The sequence below is a fragment of the Aestuariivirga sp. genome (assembly GCF_041738905.1).
GTDB lineage: Bacteria > Pseudomonadota > Alphaproteobacteria > Rhizobiales > Aestuariivirgaceae > Aestuariivirga.
On sequence record NZ_JBGSOZ010000192.1, the window covers coordinates 39688 to 52835 of the forward strand.

Below are 13148 nucleotides of genomic sequence, written 5' to 3' on the forward strand. Positions count from 1 at the left end.
TATACCCTCCTGATCTGCACTTGATGATCTGGTCGTGTTGAATTGAACATTCGCAGTCTTGTTCTCGTGGCGATGGCCAGTCTTGGCCTCGCCGCATGTGCCGGCCCCACGGTCGAGTCCTTGCGCTCGCCGGTGCCGGAAACGTTGCTGTCGAGCACGACCGTTCCGGGGTACTCGAAGATCAGGTACTGGGGCGATGATCCCGACGGGATCAATCCCGTGACCGTGGCACTCATCGCTGCCCAGCAGAAGGCTTCGGGCAACACCAGTCTCAACCGCAGTTTCCTCGCGGTATCGGGCGGCGGCAGCGACGGCGCGTTCGGTGCTGGCGTGCTGTCCGGCTGGACGTCCACGGGCACACGGCCCGAATTCACGGTCGTCACCGGCATCAGCACCGGATCGCTGATTGCGCCCTTCGCATTTCTGGGGCCTCCCTATGACCAAAGTCTGAAGGCCGCATATACGGAAGTCTCCGGCGAGGACATCTACCAGAAGAAAAGCGTCTTCGGCATCATCGGTTCGGAGTCCGTCGCTGACAACACGCCGCTCCGCCAGCTGGTCGCGCGCTACGTCACCGATCAGATGCTGGTCGAAATCGCCCGCGAGCATGCACGCGGGCGCAGGCTCCTGGTCGGCACCACGAACCTCGATGCCGAACGCCCTGTCGTCTGGGACATCGGCGCCATCGCGTCGAGCCAGATGCCGTCGCGCAAGAGGCTCATTCAGGACCTGCTCGTCGCGTCGGCTTCGATCCCGGGCGTGTTTCCGCCAGTGAACATCAAGGTCGTGGCGGATGGCGAGACCTTCGATGAAATGCACGTCGATGGCGGCACCAGCAACCAGGCCTTCCTGTTCCCGTCGAACTTCTCGGTGAAGGATGTAGACAAGTCCTCGGGCGTCAAGCGCAACAGGACGCTCTATGTCCTGCGTAACGGCAGGGTGACGCCGCAATACAGCGTGGTGAAGCCCAGGCTGGCCGCGATCGTGGGAAAATCGATCAGTTCACTGATCAAGACCCAGGGCATCGGCGACCTCTACCGCATGTATTCCAACGCCCAGCGTGATGGCATGGCCTTCAAGGTGATCTGGATCCCGGAGACCTTCACCCTGACGGAGCCAAAGCCGTTCGATCCGGGTTACATGAACAAACTGTTCGAAGTCGGCTACGCTATGGGAAGAAATGGCATTCCCTGGAAGACACAGCCGCCGTGACGGTTGTCGGGACTCCGGGCCTGGCAGGCCCGGCGCGTCTGGAGCCGCCTCAGAGCGGGATGAGCTGTGTGGAGCCGACGGTCATCCGGCTTCCATCGGATGTGATCGGACTGCACACGGAAGGCGTTCCCTTGGGCAGGAAACTGGTCGGATTGCGGGCTTCGCAGAGCTTGCCATTGGAGGCCTGCCAGAGCCCCGTGCCTTCGCCCTTGCCGGTTTCCTGGTAAGCGAATGTTCCATCGTTGTAGTAGGTGACCGTGCCCTTGCGGCTAGCGCTGCTGTAGCTGAACTTGCGCTCGCTCAGGGCCTTGGTGATGTCGGCCGCGGTCATCGGCCCGGTGGGCAAGGGCGCGATCGGCGCCGTGACCACCGGATCTGTTGACGGAAGATCGGGTGCCGGCGTGCTGCCGGACGAACACCCGGAAATGACGGTTGCAACGAGCGCAACCGCCCACCACGAAATCAGTCTCTGCCCAGTCGCCATCCCATATCCCCTTGAAGCACTGCGCGGGCCCTGCCGTCCCGCCCCCGTCCGTCGCCTGTCAGACGCCCTCTGCAAGCACCACGACGCGTGATCCGACCGGCACGCGACGGTAAAGTTCGACGGCATCCTGATTCACCATGCGAATGCAGCCGGACGAGGCATTCTTGCCGATCGACATGGGGTCGGTCGTCCCGTGAATGCGAAACAATGTGTCATTGCCGTTCTGGAACAGGTAGAGCGCCCTCGCGCCCAATGGATTTTGCGGTCCACCCGGCATGCCGTTTGCCCATTTTGCCATATCGGGGTTGCGTGCGATCATTTCCTTCGGCGGTGTCCAGCGCGGCCACATCACCTTGCGCCCGATGTCGGCAAGCCCTGCCCAGCGGAAACCGTCCTTGCCGACGGCACATCCCCAGCGCATGGCCTTGCCGCCCTCGAGAATGAGGTAGAGCTGGCGCTTCGGCGTATCGACGATCACGGTCCCTGGCCACTGCCGGCCCGTGTAGTTCACAACCGCCGGCCGGAACGCCTCCGGCAGCTTGCTGTAGTTGAATTTTGGCAGCGGATAAGGATCATCCGATGCATCGGCAAGTGCCGTGCCGGCGAAGGGGGCCGCCAGAACGGCAGACGCCGCCCCCAGAAGAAGGGAGCGGCGGACCGGCGAAAACGGATAGGAATCAGGGTTCTTCATTCACGACTTCCCACGTATTGTCAGGGTCGAACGATACAATCTTGTCGGCGACGGCAGCGGTGTCATCGCCAAGATCCTTCTCGTAGACGATTCCCGCATGATTGACCACGAAAGTGCTCACTCCCGAAAAAGGGTAGTTCGCAGGGTAGGCGATCAGGCCGAAACCTGCAATCATGTTGCCATTGATGACAAAATTGTATTTTCCACCGGCGACATTGTCGCCCTGCTCTTGCAGGATCCGGTACTTGTAGCCGAAGTACCCCTTGCCCTGCGCGGCCTTGTCAAGCGCCGCCTCATCGAGGTTAGGCCCGAGAGGGCTGGTTCCGTCGCCTTGCTCGATCGGCCAGTAGAGGCCGTCCATGGTGCCCTCGCTGCTGATGAGCTTCTGTGCAAACTCGAGAACGCCGTCCTCGTCGCGGTCCTCGGCGGCGTAGTCCCGCTGGGCTTCGACATAGAGGCGGGCGGTGGCGATGGCCTGAAGCTCGTTCTCGCCGACGCGGCGGTTCACGATTTCCTCGAGGCCGGCATAGGTATCGAACGACCACTTGCCGTCATCGCCCTTCACCACCGGGAAGGGGAAGGGCCAGACCTCCCGGCCGATGCTGATGATCCGCGTGTCGCCATCGCTCTCGATCGTGATCAGTTCGGAAGCGCCGTCCTTGATTTCGGCAAGCCGGTCGGCAAGCCCTTCGGCCGATTTCAGCTTTGCGGGTTCGAGGCCGAGGAGCTTGGCCAGCTCGTCGACATCGGTGGCGTCCAGCCCTGCCTTGAGCGCGGCCATGGCGTCTTCCGGGTTGGCGAAGGCCGTCGGCACCTCGCCGACATATTCCTCGACGCCGGGTTCGGCAGCGAGGCTGATCGCCGGCATGGATACCGAGCCGAACAGCAGGGCGGCACCCACGAGCGCCAGCGAGAATGTCTTTTGAATGGTCATGATCTTGTCCTCTGTCTCACTGCTGCCGTCAGCGCCTGCCGCCGCCACCGCGCTTCACCGCGTGGCCGCCACCACCGCCGCCACCGCTCCTCGCCTTGGGCAACGGCTGCTTCTTCATGCCGCCGCCCATCGACTTGGCACCACGGTTCGACGCCTTTTTGGTGGTCTTGCCCGGACCCATCTCGCCAACCGGCGAAACCTTGTTGGGCCGCTTGTCAGCCTTCGCCGCCGGCTTCGGCTTGCCGACCGGACGGTCGATCTTGTCCGGACGCTTGCTTGCCGCGCCTTGTCCGGGCTTCGCCACCTTGTCGCCAACCCCTTGCCCGGGCTTGCCTGCCGGGCGGGTCGTCGGCTTGTTCTTCAGGCCGTCCAGCGTATCCTTGCGAATGTCCTTCGTTGGCGCATTGCCCTTGCCCGGCAGGGTGGTCGGGCGATTGCCCTTGATGTTGCCGGCCTGGTTCTTGATCTTGTTGCGGTCGTTGGTCTTGATCGAGTTCTTGATGTTGGTGCGGTCGATCTTGTTCAACTGCGTCTTGTCGAACTTGATCTTGCTGCGGTCGACATTCTTCCAGTCGACGTCGTTCATGTTGATACGGCCGTTGAAGTCACGGTCGTTGAAGCAATTGTTGCAGTCGATGTCGATGTCGCCGCCGCCCCAGTTGTTGCCCCAGTTGCCGCCCCAGAAGCCGTCATCCCAATCGACGATGCCGGCCCAGATGATGCCGGTAACCGCGCCGGCGAAGAAGGGCGCGATCGGATCATAGTAATAGGGATAGGGATCGGGATAGTAGCTGACGGGCTGCGCAACGTAAGTCGGTTCGTAGAGCATCTCCGGCTCGTACTGCGGCACGTAGATCACTTCCTTGCTGGCCGGCTGGATGACGATGTTGTCGTTTTCTTCGACGATCTTCATCTTGTCGTCCGACTTGATCACGCCTTGCGCCACGGCGCGCTCGCGCAACTGCTGGATGGCCGTCAGCACGTCGTCCTGCTGGTTGACGATCACCTCGCCGAGCAACTGGGTCCAGTCGAGGTCGTCGCTCATCATCGCGACGATTTCGGGGTAGTTCAGCAGGGACACGACGCTGCCATCCCAGGTCGACTTGGGCTTCAGGTCCTTCTTGGTCTTGCTGTCATCGAGGAAGCGCTGGGCTTCGATGATCTGAAGCGGATAGAGCGACGAGGCCGTGATCACGGCGACGAGCTCGTCGGGATAGAGTGCGATACGCGCGACAAGGATTTCCATCTCCTCGTCGGAAAGTGGCTCAGGTGCCTGTTCGGCCGTGGCTGCAACCGCGGTGGCGGGTTCGGTGCTTTGAGACATGGCCGGGCTCAGGATGCTTGCTCCCGCCAGCAACAGGCCAGAGAGTGCACTGGCAATGGTCAGCTTGATCTTGGTCACGTTTGCGGGCTCCTCGCTTTCGAATTTCGGACGCTTGTATTCAACTATAGGGTGTATTAATGACCCGCTACATCGCTCGCTGCCGGATGACCAACATGGTAACCTGACTCAAGGCCGAATGACTCATGACTCGAACCAGCGGAATCCGTAAGGTAATGGGGACAGGAAGACGCAAGAAAATGCCGTGGGCCCATACGTTCTTCGTATCACCCAACTCAAGTGGGGGAATGTTCGAGTCTCCCATCGTCACGCAACAATCGGCATTGCGATATCTGTTTCTCAAGACAGTAGATCAGTTTCGGCTCAGGAGATTGTCCATAGATGCACAATCTGTTCAGAAATTGGCGCCGGACACCCCATGATCCTCTGATGAAGCAAAAGTTAACATGAAACACGAGCAGATGCCATGCCACCTGCACGAGCGGTTAACGGCTCGACGAAGAATGTCGGCGCGGCGGCAGGATGGCACACCGGCGAGGCGAACCTTCCGGCTGTTGTGCCCGCAGGCCCGGTCCGTTGGTTGTGCCGTCGAAGCGGGTTGCAGCACATGAGGCGGCTCTCTGCATCGTGGGTTCTCTACGACATCGCCAGTTCGGGCTACGTGCTGTTGATCACCGCCGTGGCATTCCCGCTCTACTTCAAGACCTACGTGACCGGGAACGCCCCATGGAGTGACCTTCTATGGGGTGCGCTTCTGGCTGCAGCCAGCACGATGGCGGGGATCATCGCGCCAGCCGCCGGCGCGGCGGCCGACATTTCAGGCAAGAGATTGTGCTGCCTCGCCATTGCAACGGGCGGATGCAGCCTTGCAACCATCTCGCTGGCTGCCACCACCAGCCTGCCGCTCATAGCCCTGCTCTTCGTGCTCTCCTATGTCGCCTATCTGGTTGCGGCAGGCCTTTACGATGCCCTGCTGAAATCCATCGCGACACCGGAGAGGTCCGGCCTGCTGTCCGGGCTTGGCTGGGGCCTCGGCTACATCGGTGGACTGATTTGCTACGTCCTCAGCCATTCCTTCTTCGGGTCGAACGAAGGCGCCAGCACTGCGTCGACCTATTCGCTCACCTTTGTCGTCGTCGGGCTCTATTATGGCCTCATCGGGGGTGTGGCGATCTATGGCATGAGGCATGTCAGGCAGCCTGCCCTTGACCCTGGCAGCGGCAGCCTGCTGGCCCGGTCATTCGCGCGGGTGAGCGCCACCATGAGCGCATGGAAAGCGGGGGGGGAGGTGCCCCGCCTCATTATCGGGGTCAGTCTGGTAACTGGCGCCGCGGGCGCCATTGCCGTTTTCACGCCACTCATACTGGCCGGCTATTTCGGTCTGGCAATTCACGAAGTCGCATTTCTGAGCGCCATGTTCAGCCTCATCGCCATCCCGTCCACGCTGCTGGCGGGTGTTCTGACGCTCCGGATAAATTCGCTGATGCTGCTGCTATTCCTGATACCGGTATGGCTGGTCGTGATCTTGACGCTGGTTCTTGGCACGGGTTGGTGGGCCGGGCTCGCGGTAGCGCTTTGTCTTGGCGCCGTCATCGGCCCGACCAACGCGGTGGCGCGCGCCATCGTGGCGAATTCCATCAGGGAAGAGCAGGCTGGCGAGATGTTCGGCTTTGCGGCACTGGTCAACCGGCTTGCGGCGGCGCTGGGGCCATTGTTCTTCGGCGCATTGTCCAGTGCGTCGGCCAGCCGATGGCTGCCGCTCCTGGTGGTTGGCTCGGCCTTGCTCGCCGGTCTCCTGACGATGCCGAAACGGCTGCGGTCAGATCTGGGTTGACGGTTCTGCCGCGCGGAAGCGGCGCAGGGTGAGCCAGACGATGTCGACCGCGGGCTCCTTGAGATGCCGGAGCGCCAGTGCGCTGACACCGGTCCAGTAGGCATAGACGATCAGCACCGCAATGGCCGCACCCTCGATGCCGAGCCATGGCGTGAGGAGCGCGCTCGCGGCGAACAGCACGCCGAGCGATGTAACGGCAACGCCCATGTTGATGCGCTGGATGCCGCTCAGCGTGAGGAGGTGGACGCCGGGTCCGGCGAGCGCGCGGAACAACTGGGCCGTCAGAAGAATAAGCAGTGTCGTCCGGCCCGCTGCGAACTCGGGTCCGAAGAAGGCCAGCAATTCCGCTCCGAAGACATAGATGACGGCAATCGAGATCAGCGAGATGAGGGATGGCACGACGATCGAACGCCACGCGGCGCTTTGCAGCCTGTCGGTATCTCCGGAGTGGCGTGCGTCCGCCATGTCGGGCACCACCATCTGCTGGCCGATCTGGACGAAATACCCGACGAGCAGCGCCAGTTTCAGGCAGAGCCCGAAGATCGCGAGTTCGGGTTTCGAGAGAAATGGCACAGCAACCAGAATGCCGACATCGGCGAAAAAGTTGGTGAAGACAGCCATCAGCACGAGTTGCCAGGCCTCGCGGCGCCAGCGCCATGCCACGCCAGCCTGCGATGCCGCGCGCCATCGCATGACTGGCATCTTGCGGCGGAGCAGGACCGACACCGCGCAGGCAATACCGGTGGTGATGAGGGCAAATATGGCCATCGCCGAAACGGCCGTGAGGCCGAATCCGCCGATACCGGCCGCGCAGATGACGATGAAGAAGATGATGGGCCGGACGAGGCCCTCCGGCATGTAGCACAAGGCAAAGCTGCGCATGCCGCCGGCAATGTTCGTCATGATGTTGAGGGCGACGATGGACACCAGCATCCAGCCGGCAATGGCATAGGCCATCCGGTCCACCGCATCGATGCCCGGCCATGCAAGCGACCAGATCGTGAGGCCGGCGGCGGCAGCGATGGCCGCCAGCAGCCCCTCGCGCATCGCGTGCCCGGTGAAGTAGCCGGTGAGAGCCTGGTCCTGCTTGTTGCGGTAGCGCCCGACGAAACGCGCCGCGATCTGCGGATAGCCTTGCGCCACGATCACGCCGAGCACGGCGGCAAGGCTGCTTGCCGCATAGAAGACGCCGAGGTCATGGGCGCCCATGAGCTTGACCATCAGGAACTGGGTCAGGAATCCCACGCCAGCACCTGCGAGGCGGGACGCCATGATGGCGGCCGAGCCGGTGGCGAGTTTCTTCAACTTATCGACGGCAGGCATGCAGGCAATCCAGACATTCACAAGGAAGCGGGGCCCTTTCAGGTCCCGCCAGAACAAATCAGAGCGACAGCGCGTTGCGAACGCCGTCAGGCCATTTGGCCGTGTCGAGTCCGTGCACCGCAAAGAGCGCTACAGCGAGACGGTCCATGCCGAAGGCCACGCAACCCGAATGGGCCAGTTCGCCCGAGGCCAGCTTCATGTCCCACACAGTGCCGAAATGTTCTTTATGATAGTTGAAGCTCATGCAGGCGGTCTGCTTCTCGTTGGAGCGAACGGGGATGAGCAACTCGAACTTGAGCGCGGCCTGGAGCTGGGCCACGGCCTTCATCTGGCCCATGCGGCCAAAGAACGGGTCGCTCGCCTGTTCCATCTGGTAGGGCACTTCGAGAAGGTCTGCGATGGTTGTGGCGCGCTCCATCCAGCGGTTGCGGAACGAGGCCACCTGGTCGGGAGAACCGATGCAGACATACTCGCGCATGCGGAAGGACTGGAACCGGTCGATTTCCTTCGACGGTTCATGGCGGAATACGTCCGCAGCGATGTCGAACACATATCCAGCTTCGGGTACAGGTCCGCGCTCTGCGGCGATCGGATAGACCGGATAGCAGGCAGCAGGCGACAGCACGAGGTCGGCAGGCGTCAAGGATGTTGTCCAGTCGCCGCCAGCATCGTGGCGGGCCACGGCGCCGTTGATCTCGGCCTCGCTGCCATGCAGCGCGCAGACGCAGCCCAGCAGGTTGGGAAAGCTCTTGAGGTAGCCCGACTTCTCGAGCTGGTGACGGCTCATCACCGGCGGAAAGCGCAGGATCTCGGCTTCCGGATCGCGATAGGACGAGATGAGCTGCGCAAGCTTTTCGATCACCGTTTCGTAGGCCGCGGTGCGGGCATAGACACCGTCCGCGCCCATGGGGCGGAACAGCGTGCGGGCCATGCCGTCGATCTCGACGGTGTTGATCGTTGCAGGATGGCGCGGCGGCTGGAAAGGCATGTTCATGATTGGGACTCCGGACGTCAGCTGTGTCAGTTCTGGATGGTGTTGGGGATGCCGCTCATCATCATGGCGCCGGCCATACTGGCGGTGATGCGGTCATTGTTAATCATGATGGGCGAGGAGAGAATGTCGCGCAGGTGGCGGCCGATGCTGACATCGCCATCGTTGCGGTAGCCGGCGAGACCACAGGTGCGGTAGCAGGCCATCACGGTGTCGACAGCGAGTTCCGAGACATCCACCTTCGTCATGGCAAGTGCTGTCTGATAGTCGATCGAACCCCAGGCGCGCTGGTCCTCGTGGCCCCTTTCGTATCGTGCAAGCGCGGAGGCAAGCGTGCCGCGGAGCAGGCGCATCTTGGTGTGGGCTTCGCCCAAGCGCGAGGCGGCGGGCGGCGTCTGCCCGTTGGAACCCCGCATGGCCTTGCGCACGAAGAGCTGGGCCTTCTGCAAGGCGGCGGATGCGATGCCGGCCCATACGCTCGACCACAGGAGATGGGCTGCGGGCGTCATGGTCTGGCTGTGAATGCGGTCATAGGCCACGGGAAGAACCTGCTCGGGAAGGCCTCGGGCCTTGAGCATGAAGCCCGTGCTGCAGGTGCCGCGCATGCCGAGCGTGTTCCACCCGCCCGTCAGCGACATCTCGTAGTCTTCCTTCATGAAGACAGCGAGAACCTGGTCGGAGGCATCCGCCCCTTCCGAGCGCCTGGCGGTGGTGACGAGGCCATCGGCATATTCGCCATAGGAGATGACGGATGCATTGCGGGTGAGAGAGATCGAGCCGTCGGCTTCCTGCATGATGGGCGCGGCACTGGAGCGCACGTTTCCGCCGCCCATGCCCTCGGTGGTGGATGAGGCAAACAGCAGCTGCTCGGAAAGCAAACGCTTCAGCACGCTTTCCTGCCAGTCGACGCCCATGCCGTGGTTGACGATGCAGGCGACTTTCACAAGATGCATGGCATAGATCATCCCCGTCGAGGCGCAGGCCCGGCCCAGCGTGTAGCAAACCTCTGCGGCGTCCGACATCGTGGCGCCTTCACCGCCGAGTTCGGCAGGAACCATGATGCCCATCAGGCGTTGCTCTTTCAGCATCGCCATGGCTTCGGCAGGATAGCGGCCCGAGGCATCGACATCCGCGGCATGCTTCAATGCGACGGCCGCCGCTGCATCCGCCCTGGTCTTCAGGGCGCTTGCGCGTGCGGAGGTTTCGGATGCTGCAAAGCCGGTGTCTCCGGCAATCATGTCATTCATGGTTCACTCTCTCCCGTATTCTGGTGAACGATCCTGCAATGCACATGCCTTTGCCGTCACCAAACCGTGCCCGCCCGTCATGGTGGTAAACAACGCGTTAATGGTCGGCCTTGTGGCCATACATGATGAATCTTCACGATGAACAGGTGAAATGCGCCGAAAATTGTCGCGGCATATTATGATTGAGGCAGCGTCAGAGAGAGGTCTTCAATGAGCAGCATGCAGCCGGCACTTGCCACGTCCTTCAATCATTCGGCCGGGCACTTTTCCGCGGTGACGGATATCCCGTCCGCTGTCATGTCAGTGCTCCGCGACATCCGGCCGCTTCAATCGAATGGCTTGTCCTATGATGTGGATACGGGCCTTGCAGACGCAGGCTTCACGTCAGTCGAGATGGTGAATGTCATGCTGGGAATCGAAGCCGCCTTCGACCTGATGATCCCGCAGGAGATGATCACGCCCGAGAATTTCATGGATGCCCGCGCGATCACGCGCATGGTGGAGCACCTGACTCAGGCGTCCTGATCCGGGACTGCAGTCAATATGAAACGGGGCGGCCCTTGGGCCGCCCCGATTGCTTTCGCCAGGCAACAAGGTCAGGCAGACAGGCGCAACTCCGCGATCGTGGCGGCCCAGCTCCTGAAGATCTGACTTGCAGATTGCGCCAGCCGGTCGGCCAGGCCATTGCGGAGAACGATGGCCGGGAAGCTCTCGAACAACCTGATATCCCGCGTGCGCTCCGCCAGCGTGCGATAGTTTTCCATGGCGATCACGGTTGCGTTGTCGAAATAGTTCTCCGGGATTTCTGGATAGGTGTCACGCAGGCCATTGAGGTAGCGGCCGACGTCGCGGCGGTACTCCCGCATCAGCGAGTCGGAATCATATTCGGGGTGGCCCTGCAGGAACAGGAAGGGCGCGCGATAGGTCTTTGTGAAGATATCGACGTTTCCGCCCGGCGCTTCCGAGACGATGCCGTAGCCGTGAGCGGTCAACTCGTCCTTGCGAAGTTCGTTCATCCGCGAATGGCACACCGAGAGCGCGTCTGGGAGCCCATGCCGCCGTGGTTGATTGACGGCTGCGGCTAGCACGCCCGATTTCTTCTGCGGCAGGCGCCGGCGCTCAATTCCGTCGAGGTGAAGAACGGCACCATGGGCGGCCAGGCACGACCACAGACTGGGGCAGTCGCTCTCCTTCGCCCAGTCGACAAGCTGTGTCAGGTCGTTCCAGTAGGGCTCTTCGTCGAGGCGCGCGGCGCGCGGTTCGTTGCCCGTCACGATGAGTGCGTCGACATGACTTTCGAACAGGTGCGTGAATGGCAAGTAGCGCTGGGCCAGGATCCCGCTGGCCTGCTCGCCGCGGGGCACGCCGGGGATATGGAAGAGCTTGATATCGGCTGTGCCGCCTGCTGCGTCGTTCACCAGTTGCGAGAACTGGCGCTCGGTCGCAACGAGTGCGGAATCCGGCATGTTGTTGACGATGGCAACGCTCAGGCGCTGGCGGACGCCTTCGCTTCGGTTCCGGTGCGCGGGCTCACGCCCTATGGTGCGGGTGCCGCGTGATGTGACTGAGCTGTCGAGAAAGGCATTCATGTTGCGTCTCCCTTGCTGTCATTCGGCTGCGAGTGGCTGGCGTTGCTGTCCCACGGCGGCAGCGAGAGCCTGGTCGAGATCGGCGATGATGTCTTCGATGTGCTCGATCCCGATCGAAAGGCGGATCATTTCGGGGCGGACCCCGGCCTTCTTCTGGTTCTCGGCCGACATCTGCCGGTGCGTGGTCGAGGCGGGATGGCAGGCAAGCGACTTGGCATCGCCGATGTTGACGAGCCGCGTGATCAGTTTGAGTGCGTCATAGAAGCGCTTGCCAGCTTCCAGTCCGCCAACAACACCGAAGGTGAAGAGTGAAGAGCCGTGGCCGCCAAGATATTTCCGTGCCAGGGCATTGTAGGGATTGCCCGGCAGGCCGGCATGGTTGACCCAGGCCACGCGCGGATCGCTGCTGAGGAATTCAGCCACCTTGCGGGCATTCTCCACATGGCGCTCCATGCGCAGCGCCACGGTTTCCATGCCCTGCATAATCATGAAAGCGCTCATGGCGGGGAGCACAGCACCGGTGTTGCGCTGATATACACTGCGGCAGCGCTCGATATAGGCCTTCGGCCCGAAGCGGTCGGCATAGACCATGCCGTGATAGGATGGATCGGGCTCGTTGAACTGGGGAAAGCGTGCGGCGTTCTGCTTCCACGGGAAGCGGCCGCTGTCGACGATGGCCCCGCCCATCGTCGTGCCATGACCGCCGAGGAACTTGGTGAGCGAATGCACCACGATATCCGCGCCATGCTCGATAGGCCGGAGCAGGATGGGGGTCGCAACTGTATTGTCGACGATCAGGGGCACGCCATGGCGATGGGTGGCCTCGGCCAACGCTTCGATGTCGCAGATATTGCCGGCCGGATTGCCGATGCTCTCGCAGAATACGGCGCGCGTCTCGCTGTCGATCAGCTTTTCGATGTCGGCGGCGCTGTCGCTGTCGGCAAATCGCGGGGTGATGCCCTGCTTGCTCAGGATGTGCGTGAAGAGCGTGTGGGTCGTTCCGTAGAGCTGCGGTACGGAAACGATATTGCCGCCGCAATCTGCCACATTGGAAAGTGCATAGTGGAGGGCCGCCTGGCCGCTCGCCAGCGCGATGGCGCCGACGCCGCCTTCAAGGGCGGCGATGCGCTTTTCGAGGACGTCCACCGTGGGGTTGGCGATGCGGCTGTAGCGATAGCCTTCGGCCTCGAGATTGAAGAGGGCTGCGCCATGGTCCGCACTGTCAAACGTATAGGCGACAGTCTGATAGATCGGCACGGCCACGGCCTTGGTGGTTTCCTCAGGCGTATAGCCCGCATGAATGGCAAGTGTTTCCGCACGCATTGTTCCGCCTCGCTTCGTTTCCGGACGTTCTATGCAACTATCCATGCAAAGGTGATGCTATCGCGGCGCTTGAAATCGGCCGGATGCAGAGAACTCGCGGTTTAACGTTAACGAGCAGAAAATCCTTGCAGGCGATAGCCGGTGTCACGCACGCACCCGGCTGGCATCAACTTCGCTA

12 protein-coding genes are annotated in these 13148 nt (G+C 62.0%); 3 read left to right on the forward strand and 9 right to left on the reverse strand.

Going from position 1 to position 13148, the window contains the following annotated elements; genetic code table 11:
* The first annotated feature begins 42 nt into the window (after window positions 1–42).
* A complete protein-coding gene (locus tag ACEW8Q_RS18250) occupies window positions 43–1212 on the forward strand; it encodes a patatin-like phospholipase family protein (RefSeq protein ID WP_373505486.1) in 1170 nt (389 codons plus the stop codon).
* A gap of 49 nt (window positions 1213–1261) precedes the next feature.
* Here the strand turns inward: ACEW8Q_RS18250 and ACEW8Q_RS18255 are convergent, their stop codons facing one another.
* The 4 genes from ACEW8Q_RS18255 to ACEW8Q_RS18270 are packed head-to-tail and all read right to left on the reverse strand — an operon-like array spanning window position 1262 to window position 4645.
* Window positions 1262–1696, reverse strand: a complete 435-nt coding sequence (locus ACEW8Q_RS18255; RefSeq protein ID WP_373505487.1) for a hypothetical protein — start codon at window positions 1694–1696, stop codon at window positions 1262–1264.
* Window positions 1697–1754: 58 nt separating this feature from the next.
* Window positions 1755–2387: a L,D-transpeptidase gene (locus ACEW8Q_RS18260; RefSeq protein ID WP_373505488.1), complete on the reverse strand. Its 633-nt coding sequence runs from the start codon at window positions 2385–2387 to the stop codon at window positions 1755–1757.
* Window positions 2374–3315, reverse strand: a complete 942-nt coding sequence (locus ACEW8Q_RS18265; RefSeq protein WP_373505555.1) for a DUF2950 family protein — start codon at window positions 3313–3315, stop codon at window positions 2374–2376. Before ACEW8Q_RS18265 ends, ACEW8Q_RS18260 begins: the two co-directional genes overlap by 14 nt.
* 34 nt (window positions 3316–3349) lie before the next feature.
* Window positions 3350–4645, reverse strand: a complete 1296-nt coding sequence (locus ACEW8Q_RS18270) for a DUF3300 domain-containing protein (RefSeq protein WP_373505556.1) — start codon at window positions 4643–4645, stop codon at window positions 3350–3352.
* Window positions 4646–5270: 625 nt separating this feature from the next.
* On the opposite strand from ACEW8Q_RS18270, the gene ACEW8Q_RS18275 reads away from it, so the two are divergent.
* A complete protein-coding gene (locus tag ACEW8Q_RS18275) occupies window positions 5271–6497 on the forward strand; it encodes an MFS transporter (RefSeq protein ID WP_373505489.1) in 1227 nt (408 codons plus the stop codon).
* Here the strand turns inward: ACEW8Q_RS18275 and ACEW8Q_RS18280 are convergent.
* From ACEW8Q_RS18280 to ACEW8Q_RS18290, 3 genes are read right to left on the reverse strand one after another with little or no spacing between them, the layout of a single operon-like run.
* Window positions 6483–7820 carry a lipopolysaccharide biosynthesis protein gene (locus tag ACEW8Q_RS18280; protein ID WP_373505490.1) on the reverse strand — a complete coding sequence of 446 codons (1338 nt, stop codon included), beginning with the start codon at window positions 7818–7820 and terminating at the stop codon, window positions 6483–6485. The genes ACEW8Q_RS18275 and ACEW8Q_RS18280 overlap by 15 nt on opposite strands.
* Before the next feature lie 58 nt (window positions 7821–7878).
* Entirely contained in the window at window positions 7879–8808 is a 930-nt protein-coding gene (locus tag ACEW8Q_RS18285; RefSeq protein WP_373505557.1) for an amino acid--[acyl-carrier-protein] ligase, read from the reverse strand.
* A gap of 32 nt (window positions 8809–8840) precedes the next feature.
* A complete protein-coding gene (locus ACEW8Q_RS18290; protein WP_373505558.1) occupies window positions 8841–10049 on the reverse strand; it encodes an acyl-CoA dehydrogenase family protein in 1209 nt (402 codons plus the stop codon).
* 219 nt (window positions 10050–10268) lie between these two features.
* Here ACEW8Q_RS18290 and ACEW8Q_RS18295 point away from each other — a divergent pair, with 219 nt between their 5' ends.
* Entirely contained in the window at window positions 10269–10583 is a 315-nt protein-coding gene (locus ACEW8Q_RS18295; protein ID WP_373505491.1) for an acyl carrier protein, read from the forward strand.
* A 71-nt stretch (window positions 10584–10654) separates the two neighbouring features.
* On the opposite strand, the gene ACEW8Q_RS18300 is transcribed toward ACEW8Q_RS18295, so the two are convergent.
* Entirely contained in the window at window positions 10655–11647 is a 993-nt protein-coding gene (locus ACEW8Q_RS18300) for a homoserine O-succinyltransferase (RefSeq protein ID WP_373505492.1), read from the reverse strand.
* 18 nt (window positions 11648–11665) lie between these two features.
* Window positions 11666–12970: an O-acetylhomoserine aminocarboxypropyltransferase/cysteine synthase family protein gene (locus ACEW8Q_RS18305; protein ID WP_373505493.1), complete on the reverse strand. Its 1305-nt coding sequence runs from the start codon at window positions 12968–12970 to the stop codon at window positions 11666–11668.
* Window positions 12971–13148 lie beyond the last annotated feature (178 nt).

Excerpts from the sequence above, each read along its gene's own strand:
- ACEW8Q_RS18275 (WP_373505489.1), top strand. The coding sequence starts at position 5,271 with ATGAGGCGGCTCTCTGCATCGTGGGTTCTCTACGACATCGCCAGTTCG.
- ACEW8Q_RS18285 (WP_373505557.1), bottom strand. The coding sequence starts at position 8,808 with ATGCCTTTCCAGCCGCCGCGCCATCCTGCAACGATCAACACCGTCGAG.
- ACEW8Q_RS18295 (WP_373505491.1), top strand. The coding sequence starts at position 10,269 with ATGAGCAGCATGCAGCCGGCACTTGCCACGTCCTTCAATCATTCGGCC.
- ACEW8Q_RS18255 (WP_373505487.1), bottom strand. The coding sequence starts at position 1,696 with ATGGCGACTGGGCAGAGACTGATTTCGTGGTGGGCGGTTGCGCTCGTT.
- ACEW8Q_RS18260 (WP_373505488.1), bottom strand. The coding sequence starts at position 2,387 with ATGAAGAACCCTGATTCCTATCCGTTTTCGCCGGTCCGCCGCTCCCTT.
- ACEW8Q_RS18270 (WP_373505556.1), bottom strand. The coding sequence starts at position 4,645 with ATGTCTCAAAGCACCGAACCCGCCACCGCGGTTGCAGCCACGGCCGAA.
- ACEW8Q_RS18300 (WP_373505492.1), bottom strand. The coding sequence starts at position 11,647 with ATGAATGCCTTTCTCGACAGCTCAGTCACATCACGCGGCACCCGCACC.
- ACEW8Q_RS18290 (WP_373505558.1), bottom strand. The coding sequence starts at position 10,049 with ATGATTGCCGGAGACACCGGCTTTGCAGCATCCGAAACCTCCGCACGC.
- ACEW8Q_RS18280 (WP_373505490.1), bottom strand. The coding sequence starts at position 7,820 with ATGCCTGCCGTCGATAAGTTGAAGAAACTCGCCACCGGCTCGGCCGCC.
- ACEW8Q_RS18305 (WP_373505493.1), bottom strand. The coding sequence starts at position 12,970 with ATGCGTGCGGAAACACTTGCCATTCATGCGGGCTATACGCCTGAGGAA.